This window comes from Paraburkholderia unamae, assembly GCF_003096875.1.
Taxonomy (GTDB): Bacteria; Pseudomonadota; Gammaproteobacteria; order Burkholderiales; family Burkholderiaceae; genus Paraburkholderia; species Paraburkholderia unamae.
On record NZ_QEOB01000012.1, the window covers coordinates 18,250 to 34,166 of the forward strand.

The window sequence follows — 15,917 nt, forward strand, 5'->3', positions numbered from 1 at the left end:
GGTGCGACGTATGAAGGTGCTGGTGTGTGTCAAACGCGTGGTGGACTACAACGTGAAGGTGCGGGTGAAGTCGGACGGCACGGGCGTGGATATCGCCAACGTGAAGTTCTCGATGAATCCGTTCGATGAGATTGCCGTTGAAGAAGCGGTGCGGTTGAAGGAAGCGGGTGTTGTTACGGAGGTGATCGCGGTTTCTTGCGGTCCTTCGCAGGCGCAGGAAACGCTGCGCACGGCGCTGGCTATCGGTGCGGATCGCGCCGTGCTGGTCGAGTCGAATGAAGATCTGCAACCGCTGGCCGTGGCGAAGCTCTTGAAGGCGCTGGTCGATAAGGAACAGCCCTCGCTCATCATCCTCGGCAAGCAGGCGATCGACGACGATTCGAACCAGACCGGGCAGATGCTCGCCGCCCTGGCTAATCTGCCGCAAGCCACGTTCGCTTCGAAGGTTGTCGTGGCCGACGGCAAGGCCACCGTGTCGCGTGAAGTGGATGGCGGCGCGCAAACGCTCGCGCTCACGTTGCCCGCTGTCGTCACGACCGACCTGCGCCTGAACGAGCCGCGCTATGTCACGCTGCCGAACATCATGAAGGCGAAGAAGAAGCCGCTGGAAACGGTCAAGCCGGAGGACCTGGGCGTTGACGTTACGCCGCGTTTGAAAACGCTGAAAGTCGTTGAGCCGGCCAAGCGTAGCGCGGGCGTGAAGGTGCCCGACGTTGCGGCGCTGATCGACAAGCTGAAAACCGAAGCCAAGGTGCTGTAAGGGAGCGATTGAGAAATGACGATTCTGGTTATTGCCGAACACGACAACACAAGCGTCAAGGCCGCGACGCTGAACACCGTGGCTGCTGCGCAAAAGATGGGCGGTGATGTTCACGTGCTGGTCGCGGGCCACAACGCGCAGGCCGTAGCCGATGCGGCAGCGAAAATTGCAGGCGTTGCGAAGGTGCTGCTGGCCGACGCGCCGCAACTCGCACAAGGTCTCGCCGAGAACGTCGAAGCGACGGTCCTGGGCATTGCGGGGCGCTATTCGCACATCCTTACGCCCGCAACAGCATCGGGCAAGAACGTCACACCGCGCATTGCCGCGAAGCTCGACGTCGCGCAGATCAGCGATATCACCGCTGTGGTCGCGTCCGACACGTTCGAGCGTCCGGTCTACGCTGGCAATGCGATTGCAACGGTCCAGTCCAACGATCCGGTCAAGGTCATCACGGTCCGCACGACCGCGTTCGACGCCGTCGCGGCCGAGGGCGGCAACGCCATAATCGAAAAGCTCGAAGCCGCAGCGGACAGCGGTCTTTCGCAGTTCGTGAGCCGCGAAGTCACGAAGCTCGACCGGCCCGAACTCACGAGCGCGAAGATCATCGTCTCGGGCGGTCGCGGCCTTGGCAGCGGCGAAAACTACACCAAGGTTCTGGAACCGCTCGCCGACAAACTCAACGCAGCCCTGGGCGCATCACGCGCCGCCGTGGACGCGGGCTACGTGCCCAACGATTATCAGGTCGGCCAAACCGGCAAGATCGTCGCGCCGCAACTCTACGTGGCGATCGGCATCTCCGGCGCGATCCAGCACCTCGCGGGCATGAAGGACTCGAAGGTCATCGTCGCCATCAACAAGGACGAGGAAGCGCCGATCTTCAGCGTGGCCGATTACGGCCTCGTGGGCGATCTGTTCGAGGCGACACCGGCGCTGGTTGCCGCGCTCCCGCAACGCTAGACCCGAACGTGACCAGGAGCCTGCCCGGATGAGCACACTGCGCGTTGCCATGATCGGCGTCGGACTGGCGGCCGCGCCTCACGCACTCGCCCTGAAGGATCTGGCGCGGGAGGTGGAGGTGGCCGGCGTGACCGGGCGCAGCGCCGTGCGTGCTGCAACGTTCGCGCGCGAGCACGGCTTCGCTCTCGCGCCCTCGTTCGACAGCGTGGTGGCCGATGCCTCGATCGATGCGGTGCTCATCCTGACGCCGCCGCATACGCATCTCGAACTCGTCGAAGCGGCTGCCGGAGCTGGCAAGCATGTGCTGCTCGAAAAGCCGCTCGACGTCTCGCTCGCGCGCGCCCAGCAGTTGACTGCATGCTGCCAGCGAGCGGGCGTGCGCCTTGGCGTCGTGTTCCAGAACCGCTTTCGGCCGGCGGTCCAGCAACTGGCCACGCTCGTGCAAAGCGGCGCGCTCGGGCGGCTCGCGAGCGCGGGCGTGGAGGTGCGATGGTGGCGCGATCAAGCGTATTACGACGAACCGGGCCGGGGCACCTACGCACGGGACGGCGGCGGCGTGCTGCTCACGCAGGCCATCCATGCGCTGGATTTGCTGCTTTGGCTCGCGGGCGATGCATCGGTCGTTAGCGCTGCGTGTTCGACGACAACGGTTCACCGGATGGAATCGGAAGATTACGCTTGCGCGGCATTGAAATTTCGAAGCGGCGCGGTGGGCCGCGTTTTCGCCACGACGGCGGCGTATCCGGGCTTTCCGGAACGACTGGAATTTGTCGCGGAGAACGGCACGGCGGTGCTCGAAGGCGGGCGGCTCGACATCTACTGGCGCGACGGGCGGCGGGAATCGTTCGAGGAGAAAGAGGCCGCGTCGTCCGGTTTCGGCGCACAGCCGATGGCGTTCGATCATGGTCCGCATCGCGCGCTCCTGGCCGGCTTTATCGCCGCCATACGCGAAGGCCGGCCGGCGCCCGTGACGGGAGACGACGCGCTCAAGGTGCAACGGCTCATAGCCGCAATGACGGCGAAGGGAGGGGCGGAACATGACGCCGGAAATTGACGGAGATACCCGCATCGTGGCCATTCTGGGCGACCCGGTCGCCCAGGTGAAATCGCCGCAGTTGTTCAATCGGCGATTCGCGCAACGGTCGCTGAACGCGGTCCTGATTCCTTTTCATGTGAGCGCGGACAAGCTAGGCGTGGTGCTCGACGGACTGCGCGCGATTGCCAACGTGGCGGGCGTGGTCGTGACCGTGCCGCACAAGGTCTCTGCCGCGAAGTACGCCGCCGCTCTCACGCCCGTGGCGCGCGCGGTCGGCGCGGTCAACTGCTTGCGGCGCGAGCCCGATGGCGCATGGACAGGCGCGATGTTCGACGGCATCGGCTTTGTCGATGGCCTGGCTGCGCGCGGCCATACCGTGCGAGGCCGGCGCATCTTGCTCGTGGGCGCGGGCGGCGCGGGCGCCGCGGTGGCGCATGCATTGGTCGAACGGGAGGCGGCGAGTCTGGACGTGTGCGACGTACGCGCGGATTCGCGGCAAAATCTGCTCCATGCGCTGCGGGCGTATGCTTCGAATACGGCCGTTAGGGAAGGGGAAGCCCGCGCTTCGAGCACGCACGATCTGATCATCAACGCTACGCCCTGTGGCATGCGAGAGGGCGACCCGATGCCCGTAGACCTCGGCGAGGCACGCCAGGGCGCGCTGGTTGCCGATCTGATCATGAAGCCCGCCACGACGCGCCTGCTTGCCGAAGCGAAAACGCGCGGCCTCGCGACGCACGAGGGGCGGCATTTGCTAGAGCACTCCGTGGGCTCCATCGCGGACTTTTTTCGCTTGACCCCGGCATGCGCAGGAGGCGGGGAAAAGCGGGGGGAAAACGGGGAAAACCCGATTGTGACGAGCGGGCAAGCCCACTACCATCGCCAATAAGTAACCATCCGTAGAGTTACTTTCTACGTCGAGTTCACAGGCTTTTACCATCGTTGGCCAGGATCGATGCCTGGCTCAGGAGAGACGAATGAACCCAGCAGCGAAACGCAGGTGGCCCCGATCGGGGCTGGAAACCACGGTCATGGGCTTCGGCGCGGCGCCGATCGGCAACATCTTCAGGCCGATCAGCGAAGAGGATTCGGCCGGGCTCATCAAGGCCGCGTGGGACGCGGGCGTGCGCTACTTCGACACCGCGCCCATGTACGGGCACGGACTGAGCGAAGCGCGCTGCGGCCAGGGGCTGCGCTGGTATCCGCGCAACGAGTTCGTGCTATCGACCAAGGTCGGCCGTTTGCTGCGCTCGCGACCCCGCGCGGAGATCGACTTCACGCCTTGGGTTGACGGCCTGCCGTTCGAGATGCGCTTCGACTACAGCTACGACGGCGCGATGCGCTCGATCGAGGACAGCCTGCAACGCATGGCGCTGGAGCATATCGACATCGCGTTCATTCACGACATCGACAACTACACGCACGGGCCGCAGCAGCCCGCCATGTTCGAGCAGGCGATGACCGGCGCGGCCAAGGCGCTGCTCAAGCTGCGCGACGAAGGCGTGGTGAAGGCGATCGGCGTGGGCGTGAACGAGTGGCAGGTGGCGCAGGAGGCGCTGGTGCGCAACGACTTCGATTGCGTGCTGCTCGCGGGCCGCTACACGCTGCTGGAGCAGGACGCGCTCGAAAGCTTCTTGCCCCTTTGCGTGGCGCGCAACGCATCGGTCGTGCTGGGCGGCGGCTACAACAGCGGCATTCTCGCGACAGGTGCGGTGCCTGGTGCCAAGTACAACTACGCACCGGCGCCGGAGCCCGTGCTCGAACGAGTACGCCAGATCGAGCACGTTTGCCGCGAATTCTCCGTGCCGCTGAAGGCCGCCGCGCTCCAGTTCGTGCTCGGACACCCGGCGATTCCCACCAATATCCCCGGCGCGCGCTCCGTCGCTCAACTCGACGAGAACATCGAAACGTTCCGCACGGAGATTCCATCGGCCTTCTGGGCCGAACTCAAGCGCCGCGAACTGATTCGCGAAGACGCACCGACCCCTTAGTCCACGAGCGTGCCGGGCAACGTCCCGGCTCAAGGTCGATCGGCATGCCGCGCGCGCTCCCGCGCGTGGCAGGGGCGCGGTCGTCCGTTTTCTTCCCGTCGTATTCACCGCGAGAGAGTCACGCCATGAAAGCAGCAGTCCTGGTTGCGCCTGGCCAACTGGAAGTGCGAGAGGTACCGGTTCCAGCGTGCGGTCCGCACGATGTCCTCATCAAGGTCGAACGCTGCGGCATTTGCGGGACCGATCTGCATATCTATCACGGCAACTATTCGCGTGACCGGTTGCCGCTCATTCCGGGCCATGAGTTCGCCGGCACGATCGCCACGCTGGGCGAAGCCGTGACCGGCTTGCGCGTCGGCCAGGCCGTGACCGCCGATATCAACATCGGTTGCCGCGAATGCTTCTATTGTCGCAAGAACGAAGTGTTGAATTGTGCACGCGTGACTCAATTAGGTATCCATATCGATGGCGGGATGGCCGAGTATATTCGCGTGCCGGCGTACGCCATCGTGCCGCTGCCGGCGGCCATGCCTGTGGAGACGGGGGCGCTCGTGGAGCCGCTCTCGTGCATCGTGCGTGCGCTTCGCAAGAGCCACGTGCGCGTGGGCGAGAGCGTGCTCGTGATCGGCGGCGGTCCGATCGGGCAAATGCATCTGCAACTCGCGCTGCGCGTGGGCGCCGCGCCTGTGATGCTGGTGGAGCCCAACGCCGAACGGGCGGAACTGGCGCGAACGCTGGGAGCCGATATCGTCGTCGCCGATCTGGACGAAGCGCAAACGGCCATGCGCGCGGCAACGGACGGTCGCGGCGCCGATGTCGTGGTCGAAAGTGTCGGCTCGACCGACCTGTATGAGCGCGCGTTCACGCTGATCCGGCCGGGCGGGCGCGTGATCGCGTTCGGTCTCGCCAAGCCGGGTCACACGTTTCGTATCAGCGCGCTGGACTTCGTGCTGCGCGAGCAGGGCGTTCAGGCGAGCGTCGCCGGAATGGGCGACGACATGCACGAGGCCGCCACGCTTCTTGGCTACCGGCGTATCGAAACCGCACCGTTCCTCACCACGGTCTACCGGCTCGACGACGTGCAAGCGGCGTTCGACCGGCTTTCGGAGGATCGCAGCGTGCTGAAGATCCAGGTGCAGGTCGCCTGAGGCGGGCGCGTTCCCTAGGGCAGGCGCGGGAGAGACAGAATGAAATGCAGGAGTACGTAATGGTCGCACTCGAAGTCAAGGGCATCGGCAAATCATATCCTGGGGTGCGCGCCCTGGATGGCGTGTCGTTTTCGTGCCGGCGCGGCTCCGTCCATGCGCTCGTTGGCGAGAACGGCGCCGGAAAGTCGACGCTGATCCGCATCCTGAGCGGCGCGGCGGCGCAGGACGAAGGTTCGCTGGTGCTCGACGGCGAGCCGTTCAATCCGTCCACGCCCCGCGACGCGGTCAGCGCAGGTGTGTCGACGATTTATCAGGAGTTCAATCTCATTCCGGAGCTGAGCGTGGCCGAGAACATATTCCTCGGGCGCGAGCGCACGGTAAGAGGCTGGCTGGACAGCGCGACGATGCAACGCGACGCCGCGGCATTGCTCGAACGCATAGGCGCGCCGATTGACGTGCGCCGCCGCGTGGCGACGCTCTCCGTCGCGCAGCAGCAGCTTGTGGAAATTGCACGCGCGCTTGCGGTATCGGCACGCGTGCTGATCATGGACGAGCCGTCCGCAACGCTCTCCGAGCACGAACTCACGCTGCTCTACGAGATCGTCCGCAGCTTGTCGCGAGAGGGCGTCACGATCCTGTACGTCTCTCACCGCATGGACGAGATCTTCGACCTTTGCGACACCTGCACGGTGCTCAAGGACGGCCGCGCGGTTTGCACGCGCGCGGTGGCCGATCTGGATCACGCGTCGCTCATCGGCCTGATGGTCGGCCGCGAAGTCGATACGCGCTTTCCGCCGCGGCGTGAGGCGCATGGTGCGCCGATCGTGCTCGATGTGCGCGGCCTGACGCTGGAGAGCGGCGTGCACGACGTGTCGTTCACCGTGCGTGCGGGCGAGGTGGTCGGACTCGCCGGGCTCGTCGGCGCGGGGCGCACCGAAGTCGCGCGGGCGCTGTTCGGGCTAGGCGGCGTGACGGCGGGAAGCGTGACGCTGGCGGGGCGCGCGCATCGGCCAAAGTCGGCGGCCGAGGCCATCGAAGCCGGCGTGGCGCTCGTGCCGGAGGATCGCAAGGCCCAGGGCCTCGTGCTCGGCCTGAGCATCCGCGAAAACGCCATGCTGCCCACGCTGGCGCGCGTGAGCCGGTTCGGCTTCGTCGACAAGCGCCGCGAGCGCTCACAGGTCGATGCCGTGTGCCGGCGCCTCGCGGTGTCGGCTGCGGGCTCCGAGGTGCCTGTGGGCACGCTTTCCGGCGGCAACCAGCAGAAAGTCGTGTTCGGCAAGTGGATGGCGCATGACACCACCTTGCTGATACTCGACGAACCCACGCGCGGCGTGGACGTGGGCGCGAAGGCCGAGTTCTACCGGCTGATCGACGAGATCGCGCGCAGCGGCAAAGCGGTCTTGCTGATTTCCTCCGAGCTTCCCGAACTTCTCGGGCTGGCCGATCGAATCGTCGTGTTGCGCGATGGCCGGGTTTCCGGCGAACTGCCGGGCCGCGACGCGACGGAAGTGTCCGTTCTTCAACTGATGGCGAGGTGAACCATGGCAATTGCAGAACCGGTCCCCCAGGGTTTGGCGACCGCACGTTTTTCGGATCGGAGCTACCGCCGCATCCAGCTTATCCAGCGCTACGGGATCGTGGCGATATTTCTGCTTTTATGCGCCGCCGCCGCGTTGTCTTCGCCGGTGTTTCTGAGCGTCGACAACCTGCTCAACGTCGTGCGGCAGGTCTCGGTTGTCGGGCTCGTTTCGCTCGGCATGACGTTCGTCATTCTCACCGCCGGCATCGATCTCTCGGTGGGTTCGATTCTGGGTCTCGCCACCCTGGCGGTGGCGAGTCTCAAGCCGTACGGCGGCGTTGCGGCCTTGTTCGGCGGCGTGCTCGTCGCGCTGGTTTGCGGCTGGGTCAACGGGGTCATCACGACGCGCGGGCGCATTCAGCCCTTCATCGTCACGCTCGGCATGATGACCGCGCTCGTGGGCGTGGGGCTCGCATGGTCGGACGGTCAGCCGCTGATCGGCGTGTCGCCGGGGCTGGCGTGGATCGGGCGCGGCAAGCTCGCGGGCGTGCCCGTTCAGGCGATCGTGTTCGTCGTCATGACCGCGTTGAGCGCGCTCGTGCTGCGCAAGACCCGCTTTGGGCGGCACATCTACGCCGTGGGCGGCAATGCCGAGGCGGCGCGCCTCTCGGGCGTGCCGGTGGACCGCGTGCGCGTGATCGCCTATTGCATCTCGGGCGCGTTCGCGGGAATTGGCGGCGTGGTGATGGCCACGCAGTTGAACATCGGCGAGGCGAACCTGGGCAAGGGGCTGGAGCTCGATGCCATTGCCGCCGTGGTGGTGGGCGGCACGAGCCTGATGGGCGGTTCCGGCAGCATAGGCGGAACGGTGATCGGCGTGATGATGATCGGTGTACTGAATAATTTGCTGAACCTGTTGAACATACCCGCCTATACGCAGTTGATTGTGAAGGGCGCGATTATCGTGGGGGCCGTCCTGATCCACGCCCGGATCGGCCGCACAAAAGGGCGATAAGTGCCCGAAAAGCGGCCGTTGAATTCATTGAACCATCCATACGATCAAGCAAGGAGACGATGATGCTGCAATCCAGATTCGTACGCTGCGCGGTGGCGCTTTCGCTCGCCGCAGGAACCGCCGTGGGCGCGCATGCCGCCGATACCGTGGGTCTTTCGCAGGAGAGCCTCGACCATCCGTGGCTGGCCACCGAGCGCCGCCAGATCGAGGCGGTGGCGCGCGCGGCCGGCGTGAACCTGATCGCGACCGACGGCCAGGGCAGCGTGGCCACGCAGATCGCCGGAATCGAGGACATGGAGTCCAAAGGCATCAAGCTGCTCCTCGTGCAGGCGGCGAAGGCAGAAGGGCTGCGCCAGGAACTCGAATCGCTCAAGGAGCGCGGCGTGCCCTACATGTTCGTTGGCAAGCCCATCGAGAACGCGGGCGCGGTCACCATGGTTTCCGGCGACAACCGGGCGCTCGGCACCGATGCGGGTCATTTCATCGTCGAGACGCTCACGCAGAAAAACGGCAAGCCCAAGGGCAATCTCGTCGTGCTGGAGGGCATTCCCGGCGACGAGACGTCGCTCAATCGCGTGGGCGGCATGGAGGCGGTGACGAAGACGTATCCCGACATCAAGGTGGTCGCACAACAGCCGGGCGATTATCGCCGTCCGAAGGCTTATTCAGTCATGCAGAACATTCTTCAGGCTCACCCGGCCGGGACGGTCGATATCGTGTTTGCCGCCAATGGCGAGATGGCGCTGGGTGCGATTCAGGCGATCAAGGAAGCGGGACGCTCGAAGGAAATCAAGGTGGTGGGCCTGGATGGCCAGAAGGAAGAGTTCGACGCGATTCGCGCAGGCGACGAACTGGCGACCTGGCTCTACCCGCCCGCAGGCACGGAGGGCATGCAGGTCGCCCTGCGCATTCTGAAGGGCGAGAAAGTGCCGCCGAAGATCACGCTGCCCACGGTGCGGGTGACGAAGGCGAATGTGGATTCGGTCAAGCCGGCCTTTTGACGACGCGCGCCATAGGACCATCAGGAGGCAAGGCATGAAAGTGCATGGACTGGAGCACATCGGTTTCACCGTCCCGGATCTCGACGAGGCGGTGGCGTTCTTCGCGAAGGTATTCGGCGCGGTGACCGTGATGGAGACGGGCCGGATCGAGGCCGACGACGCCTTCATGAAACGGCGGCTCGGCGTGCCGGAGCACTGCCGTATCGAGGACATCAAGGTCCTGCGTTGCGGCAACGGGACGAATCTCGAACTGTTTCGCTACTCAGGCGATTCGAACGACGCCCCGCTCAAGCGCAACAGCGAAGCGGGCGGCTTCCATCTGGCGTTTCAGGTGGACGACGCGCATGGCGCGGCAACGCGCCTGCGCGAAGCGGGCGTGGACGTGCTCGAAGGCCCGACCGACGTCGAGACCGGTCCGATGGCCGGGCTGACATGGGTGTATTTGCGCGCGCCGTGGGGGCAATTTCTCGAACTGGTCAGTCACCGGCATGCGCTCGCTTACGAGCGCGAAGGCGCTCCGAAGCTCTGGTCCCCGGTGGGGCCCGCGCAATGACCGGGGCCACGAGCACGAAAAGGAGGGGTGAGCCGATGCAGGAGCGGGAGATTGTCTTTCCGGCTCGCGGCGAGATCGTCTTTGAGCCGTGTGCGCAGCCGGAAAACCTGGGCGAGCATGAAGTGCGCGGCAGGACGATCGCGACGCTGGTGAGCCCGGGAACCGAGCTGGCCTGGTCCGACAACGGGCCGTTTCCCGTGCGGCCCGGCTACGCCGCGGTGTTCGAAGTCGAAGCGGCGGGTAGCGCGGTGTCCGGCGTGGCGCAGGGCGAACGGCGGCTTTGCATGGGGCCGCACCGCAGCTTTCAGCAAGTGGATGTCCGCTACACGGTGCCGATCGAACCGCACCTGGCGGTGCGCGAGGCACTGCTCGCCAGGCTGATCGGCGTTTCCATGACGACGCTGATGACGACGCGCGCGCGCCCCGGCGACTGGGTCGGCATAGGCGGCGCGGGCCCGGTCGGCTATCTCGCGGCGCATCTGTTCCGTCTTGGCGGCTACCGGGTCTTCGTTGTCGAGCCCGATGCCGTGCGCCGTGAGCGGGTGCTTGCGTCGGGTATCGAAGCGGCGTTCGCGGCGATGCCCCTCGATCACGCGAAGCTGCTCGGGAACGTAGCGCTGATGGTGGACTGCTCGGGCCACGAGCAAGCCGTGCTGGACGCATGCCGCATGGTGCGCCAGGGCGGCGAGGTCGTGCTGGTTGGCGTGCCCTGGCGACGTCGCAGCGACGCGAGCGCGCACGAACTGCTCGACGCGGTCTTCGGCGGCTTCGTTCATCTGCGCAGCGGCTGGGAATGGGAGTTGCCCCTTCTGCGCCAGCCGTTTCGCTGGGAGGCACTCACCGGAGGCTACAACAACAGCGCCCACAGCATCCTCTCGGGCCTCACGCACGCGGTGCGTTGGCTGGGCGAGGGACGTTTTCCTGTCGAGGGGCTGTTTCGCCACGCGAACCCGGAGCACGCCGGCGACATTTACGGCGCGCTGCGTACGGGCGAAGTCGACCCACCGTTCGTGGTGTTCGACTGGCTTGACGCCGCCGCCCACTGACGACTCTGTGATGCTCTCGCTCGTAACATGACAAACGCAACCTACGACTACATTATCGTCGGCGGCGGTTCTGCGGGATGTGTTCTCGCGAACCGGCTGAGTGAAGATCCTTCGGTGACGGTCCTGCTGCTCGAAGCCGGCGGTGGCGATCGTCATCCGTTTTATCGCATGCCCGCCGGGTTCGCCAAGATGACGAAGGGGATCGGCTCGTGGGGGTGGCACACGGTGCCGCAGAGGCATCTCGGCCAGCGCGTGTTGCGCTTCACGCAGGCGAAGGTGATCGGCGGCGGCTCGTCGATCAACGCGCAGGTGTACGCGCGCGGCGCCGCCGCGGACTATGACGAGTGGGAAACGCTGGGCGGCGCGCGGGGATGGAGCTACCGCGACGTGCTTCCCTATTTCAGGCGCTCGGAGCATAACCAGCGGTTCGCCAACGAATACCACGGTTATGGCGGCCCGCTCGGCGTATCGAATCCGGTTAGCCCGTTGCCCGTGTGCGAAGCCTTCTTTCAGGCGGGGCAGGAGTTGGGTATTCCCTTCAACGCGGATTTCAACGGCGCGAGCCAGGCGGGGCTGGGCTACTACCAGCTCACCCAGCGCGACGCGCAACGCGCTTCCGCTTCCGTCGGTTTCCTGAGACCGGCACTGAGCCGGCCGAATCTCTCGGTGCGCCTTCGCGCGACCGTGCTGCGGCTCGATCTGCAAGGCTCGCGCGTGACCGGCGTCACGATGACCGGCGGCGATTCGCAAACACCGGTTGCGTTGCGTGCCGCGCGCGAAGTAATCGTCAGTTCGGGGGCCATTGGCACTCCGAAGCTATTGATGCAGTCCGGGATCGGGCCCGCCGATCATCTGGCTTCAGTGGGCGTGCGAGTCGCGCACGATCTGCCGGGCGTGGGGGCCAATCTCCAGGACCATCTCGACCTGTTCGTGATCGGCCAATGCACGGGGGACCATACCTACGACAAGTACAACCGCGCGCATTACGCGGCGCTGGCGGGGCTCGAATATTTGCTGTTCAAGCGTGGCCCCGCGGCTTCGAGCCTGTTCGAAACGGGCGGCTTCTGGTACGCGGACGGCAGCGCGTCGGCGCGTTCGCCGGACATCCAGTTCCACCTGGGGCTCGGTTCGGGAATCGAGGCGGGCGTTGCGGCGCTGAGCGGCGCGGGCATCACGTTGAACACCGCCTATATGCGGCCGCAATCGCGCGGCACGGTGAGGCTGGGCAGCGCCGACCCGCTTGCCGCGCCGCTGATCGACCCGAATTACTGGGCCGAACCGCAGGACCGCGAGAAGGCGCTCAAGGGGCTACGCCTTGCACGAGAGATCATGGCGCAACCGGCCTTGGCGAAATATGTGTCCAGGGAGGTCTTGCCCGGGCCGCAACGGCAAACGGACGACGATCTGTTCCAGTACGCCTGTGCGAGCGCCAAGACCGACCACCACCCCGTGGGCACCTGCCGGATGGGGCCGCCTGACGATCGCGAGAGCGTCGTGACGCCCGATCTGCGCGTGATCGGTCTCGACGGCCTGCGTGTCGTCGATGCTTCGGTCATGCCGTTCATTCCCTCGGGCAACACCAACGCGCCGACCATCATGATCGCGGAGAAAGCGGCGGACCATATCCTTGGCGTGACCTGACCTCACACGCGCGGCCCGGTCAACTCATCGCGCCGCTTGCCATCTGCGCGCGCTTGCGCAGCCAGTTCATGCTGGCGAGCAGCGCGACGGCGAAGATCATCAGCAGCGTCGCGACGGCGAGAATCGACGGATCGATCTGATCGCGAATGCCGCTCCACATCTGGCGCGGCACGGTGCGCTGATCGGGGCCGCCGATAAAGAGAATCACGATCACGTCGTCGAACGAGGTCGCGAACGCGAAGATGCTGCCGGTCGCCACGGCGGGCAGGATGAGCGGCAGCGTCACGCGGCGAAACGCCACCCACGGCCGCGCGCCGAGCCCGGACGCCGCGCGCAGGAGGCTTTGATCGAACGACAGCAGCGACGCCGTCACGGTGATGACGACGAACGGCGTGCCGAGCGCCGCGTGCGAAAGCACCACGCCCAGATACGAATTCACGAGGCCGAGCGGCGCGAACACGAGATAGAAGCCGGCCGCGACCACGACGATGGGCACGATCATCGGCGAAATGATGAGCGGCATGACGATGGCGCGCAGCGGAAAGCCGGGGCGGCTCAGGCCGAGCGCCGCGAGCGTCCCGAGCACGGTGGCGATCAAGGTGGACGCCGCGCCGATGCCGAGGCTGTTCGCAAACGCGCGCTGCCAGTCCGGCGAGCTCAACGCCTGCTCGTACCAGCGCAGCGACCAGCCTTGCATCGGGTACGAGAAGAACGAGCCCGAATTGAACGAGAGCGGCACGATCGCGAGAATCGGCGCGACGAGGAAGAAGAAGATCAGCGCGCTATGCAGTCGCAATCCGGCGCCTGCGATGCGTTCCGAGAGGAGCCTGGGGCGGGCGTCGTTCATGTCGGGCTCGATGGTTCAGTGAGTGCGTGGGTCGTGAACGGTCGCGGTCAACCGAAGCGCAGCCGGTCGATGCCGACGAGCCGGTTGAAGACGAAATAGAACACGCCGGTGAAGATCACGAGATAGCAGGACAGCGCACCGGCGAGGCCCCAGTTCAGTTGATCGTTGGTCTGCTCGGCGATGAGCTGGCTGATCATTTCGTCGCCTGCGCCGCCGAGCAGCGCGGGCGTGATGTAGTAGCCGAGCGCCAGCACGAACACGAGGAAGCAGCCCGCGCCCACGCCGGGGAAGGTCTGCGGCACGTACACGCGCACGAACGCAACGGCCGGATGCGCGCCGAGCGACTTGGCCGCACGCATGTACGACGGCGACACGTTCTTCATCACCGAATAGATCGCGAGAATCATGTACGGCAGCAGGATGTGCGTCATGCCGATCAGCACGCCCGTGCGGTTGAAGATGAGCGCAATCGGCTCATGGATCACGCCGAGGCGCAGCAGCGCGCTGTTGATCACGCCACCCGGTTGCAGCAGCACGTACCACGCCGTCGAGCGCACGAGCAGCGAGGTCCAGAACGGCACGATCACGAACATCATGAGGCGCGAGCTTTGCTTCTCGGGCAGCGTCGCGAGCAGGTAGGCAACCGGATAGCCGAGCAGCAGGCACAGCAGCGTCACGCTCGCGCTGATCGCCACCGTGCGTGCGAAGGCGGCGCGATAGACGGCGCTGCCGGCGGCCACGTGAGCGACGGCGCCGTCGGGCGCGACCTGCGCGTCGACGGCGTTGAGCAGGTAATCGGGCGTGGGCGACTGCGAGGCGCGCTTGAGCAGCCGCCACGTTTCGGTGCTGCCCCAGCGCGCGTCCAGATCGATGAGCGCGGGTTTCCACTGCGCGGGCGTTTGCGCGCGCACGGCCCGCGCGGTCTTGAACAACAGGCTCCGGTACTCGGGCTGATAGAAGTTCATGCGCCGCGCGATATCGCCGAGCTGGCTGTTTTCGCTGGCGTGCTTCAGGTCGGCGGCAAGCGCCGAGAACGCGCTTTCGCCGGGCACGCCAACGCCGCTCCAGCTCGCGAGCGCCGCGCTCAGATGCGGCATGCCATGGCGCACTTCGGGGTTCTGCACGCTGCGCGCGAGCAGGCTCGCGATCGGCGCGACAAAGGTCACGAGCAAAAAGACCAGCAGCGGCAGCGCAAGCGCCAGCGCACGAAGGGCCGCCTTGCGGCGCGCGGCGAGAAACGACGCGCGGCCGGCGGCCGTCGCGCCAGGGCCGGGGTAAGCGGTGGTGGGCAGCGGTGTGTTCATCGTCGCGTGGCGCCTGGGCTGTCGATGCGGATAGGCCTCGTGCGGGCTCGCGTTACTGCGTGAGCCAGTTCTGGAAGCGCTTGTTGATCGCGTCGGCGTTGTCGGCCCAGAAGGTTGCGTCGATCTGCAACGGCCGCTTGAAGTTCGCGGGCGCGGTCGGCAGGTCGTTCAGGCGCGCCTTGTCGATCAGCGGAATCGCGTTCTTGCGCGGCGGCGCGTAGGCGATGTACTTCGACAGATCGGCGTAGGCCTGCGGCGTGGACGACGCGACGATGAACTTGCGCGCCGCGTCGCCATGCTTCGCACCGGCCGGCACGCCCCACCATTCGTAGTCGTACACCTGTGCGTCCCACACGACCTTGAACGGCTTCTTGTCCTTGTGGACGGCGTCGTCGATGCGGCCGTTGTAGGCCTGGGTCATGACCACCGCGCCGTCGGCGAGCAGCTGCGGCGCCTGGGCGCCCGCGTCCCACCAGACGATGTTCGACTTGATCGTGTCGAGCTTCTTGAACGCGCGATCGACGCCGGCGGGCGTGGCGAGCGTCTTGTACACATCCTGCGGGGCGACGCCGTCGGCGATCAGCGCCCACTCCATCGCCACCTTGGGCGACTTGCGCATGCCGCGCTTGCCCGGGAATTTCTTCAGGTCGAAGAAGTCGCCGATGGTGGTCGGCGCGGCTTTCAGCTTGCTCGTGTCGTAGGCGTAGACCGTCGACCAGACCATCGCGCCGACCGCGCAATCGCTGATCGAACCTGGCAGGAAGTCGGCGGTGTTGCCGAGCGATTTCTTGTCGAACTTTTCCAGCAGGCCTTCGTCGCAGGCATTGATGGCGTCGTTGGTTTCGAGGTCGATCAGGTCCCACGTCGGATTCTTGGCCTGCTCCATCGCCTGGAGCTTGGCGAGGCCGCCGTCGTACGATTCGGTGCTGAACTGGTCGCCGGTCTTCGCGGTGAAGGGCTCGAACCACGCCTTTTTCGCGGCCGCTTCATAAGCGCCGCCGAACGTCACGACCGAGATCGTGTCGGCCGCGTGTGCGCCGGTCATGGCGACCACGCCGAGGCCGCAGGCGGCGAGGGCGGTGCGGATCATAGAGCGATT

15 protein-coding genes are annotated in these 15,917 nt (G+C 65.9%); 12 read left to right on the forward strand and 3 right to left on the reverse strand.

Annotated elements, in window-relative coordinates; genetic code table 11:
• Nucleotides 1-10 precede the first annotated feature (10 nt).
• From C7402_RS24090 to C7402_RS24145, 12 genes are all read left to right on the forward strand, one after another.
• Entirely contained in the window at nucleotides 11-760 is a 750-nt protein-coding gene (locus C7402_RS24090; protein ID WP_116612419.1) for an electron transfer flavoprotein subunit beta/FixA family protein, read from the forward strand.
• Nucleotides 761-775: 15 nt separating this feature from the next.
• Nucleotides 776-1,717 carry an electron transfer flavoprotein subunit alpha/FixB family protein gene (locus tag C7402_RS24095; RefSeq protein ID WP_116612420.1) on the forward strand — a complete coding sequence of 314 codons (942 nt, stop codon included), beginning with the start codon at nucleotides 776-778 and terminating at the stop codon, nucleotides 1,715-1,717.
• Nucleotides 1,718-1,745: 28 nt separating this feature from the next.
• Nucleotides 1,746-2,771 carry a Gfo/Idh/MocA family protein gene (locus C7402_RS24100; protein WP_116612421.1) on the forward strand — a complete coding sequence of 342 codons (1,026 nt, stop codon included), beginning with the start codon at nucleotides 1,746-1,748 and terminating at the stop codon, nucleotides 2,769-2,771.
• Complete coding sequence (locus tag C7402_RS24105) at nucleotides 2,755-3,642, forward strand: shikimate dehydrogenase family protein (RefSeq protein ID WP_116612422.1); 888 nt, start codon at nucleotides 2,755-2,757, stop codon at nucleotides 3,640-3,642. The genes C7402_RS24100 and C7402_RS24105 overlap by 17 nt, the downstream gene beginning before the upstream one ends.
• A gap of 88 nt (nucleotides 3,643-3,730) precedes the next feature.
• The gene (locus tag C7402_RS24110) at nucleotides 3,731-4,744 is read left to right on the forward strand and encodes an aldo/keto reductase (RefSeq protein WP_112175176.1); all 1,014 of its coding nucleotides are present in this window, start codon (nucleotides 3,731-3,733) and stop codon (nucleotides 4,742-4,744) included.
• Nucleotides 4,745-4,869: 125 nt separating this feature from the next.
• Nucleotides 4,870-5,892: a zinc-dependent alcohol dehydrogenase gene (locus tag C7402_RS24115; protein WP_116612423.1), complete on the forward strand. Its 1,023-nt coding sequence runs from the start codon at nucleotides 4,870-4,872 to the stop codon at nucleotides 5,890-5,892.
• Nucleotides 5,893-5,951: 59 nt separating this feature from the next.
• Nucleotides 5,952-7,430 carry a sugar ABC transporter ATP-binding protein gene (locus C7402_RS24120; protein WP_112175174.1) on the forward strand — a complete coding sequence of 493 codons (1,479 nt, stop codon included), beginning with the start codon at nucleotides 5,952-5,954 and terminating at the stop codon, nucleotides 7,428-7,430.
• 3 nt (nucleotides 7,431-7,433) lie between these two features.
• Nucleotides 7,434-8,426, forward strand: coding sequence for an ABC transporter permease (locus tag C7402_RS24125; RefSeq protein ID WP_116612425.1), 993 nt, complete (start codon nucleotides 7,434-7,436; stop codon nucleotides 8,424-8,426).
• 62 nt (nucleotides 8,427-8,488) lie between these two features.
• Entirely contained in the window at nucleotides 8,489-9,427 is a 939-nt protein-coding gene (locus tag C7402_RS24130) for a substrate-binding domain-containing protein (RefSeq protein WP_165841983.1), read from the forward strand.
• Between the two features lie 34 nt (nucleotides 9,428-9,461).
• A complete protein-coding gene (locus C7402_RS24135; protein WP_112175171.1) occupies nucleotides 9,462-9,980 on the forward strand; it encodes a VOC family protein in 519 nt (172 codons plus the stop codon).
• A 35-nt stretch (nucleotides 9,981-10,015) separates the two neighbouring features.
• Nucleotides 10,016-11,026 (forward strand): zinc-binding dehydrogenase, encoded by a 1,011-nt coding sequence (locus C7402_RS24140; RefSeq protein ID WP_116612427.1) that lies wholly within the window; start codon nucleotides 10,016-10,018, stop codon nucleotides 11,024-11,026.
• Between the two features lie 27 nt (nucleotides 11,027-11,053).
• Nucleotides 11,054-12,667: a GMC family oxidoreductase gene (locus C7402_RS24145; RefSeq protein ID WP_116612428.1), complete on the forward strand. Its 1,614-nt coding sequence runs from the start codon at nucleotides 11,054-11,056 to the stop codon at nucleotides 12,665-12,667.
• Nucleotides 12,668-12,686: 19 nt separating this feature from the next.
• Here the strand turns inward: C7402_RS24145 and C7402_RS24150 are convergent, their stop codons facing one another.
• The 3 genes from C7402_RS24150 to C7402_RS24160 are packed head-to-tail and all read right to left on the reverse strand — an operon-like array spanning nucleotide 12,687 to nucleotide 15,908.
• Nucleotides 12,687-13,514: an ABC transporter permease gene (locus C7402_RS24150; protein WP_116612429.1), complete on the reverse strand. Its 828-nt coding sequence runs from the start codon at nucleotides 13,512-13,514 to the stop codon at nucleotides 12,687-12,689.
• Nucleotides 13,515-13,561: 47 nt separating this feature from the next.
• The gene (locus C7402_RS24155) at nucleotides 13,562-14,818 is read right to left on the reverse strand and encodes an ABC transporter permease (RefSeq protein WP_116612430.1); all 1,257 of its coding nucleotides are present in this window, start codon (nucleotides 14,816-14,818) and stop codon (nucleotides 13,562-13,564) included.
• Nucleotides 14,819-14,870: 52 nt separating this feature from the next.
• Nucleotides 14,871-15,908, reverse strand: coding sequence for an ABC transporter substrate-binding protein (locus tag C7402_RS24160; protein WP_224044754.1), 1,038 nt, complete (start codon nucleotides 15,906-15,908; stop codon nucleotides 14,871-14,873).
• Nucleotides 15,909-15,917: the final 9 nt, after the last annotated feature.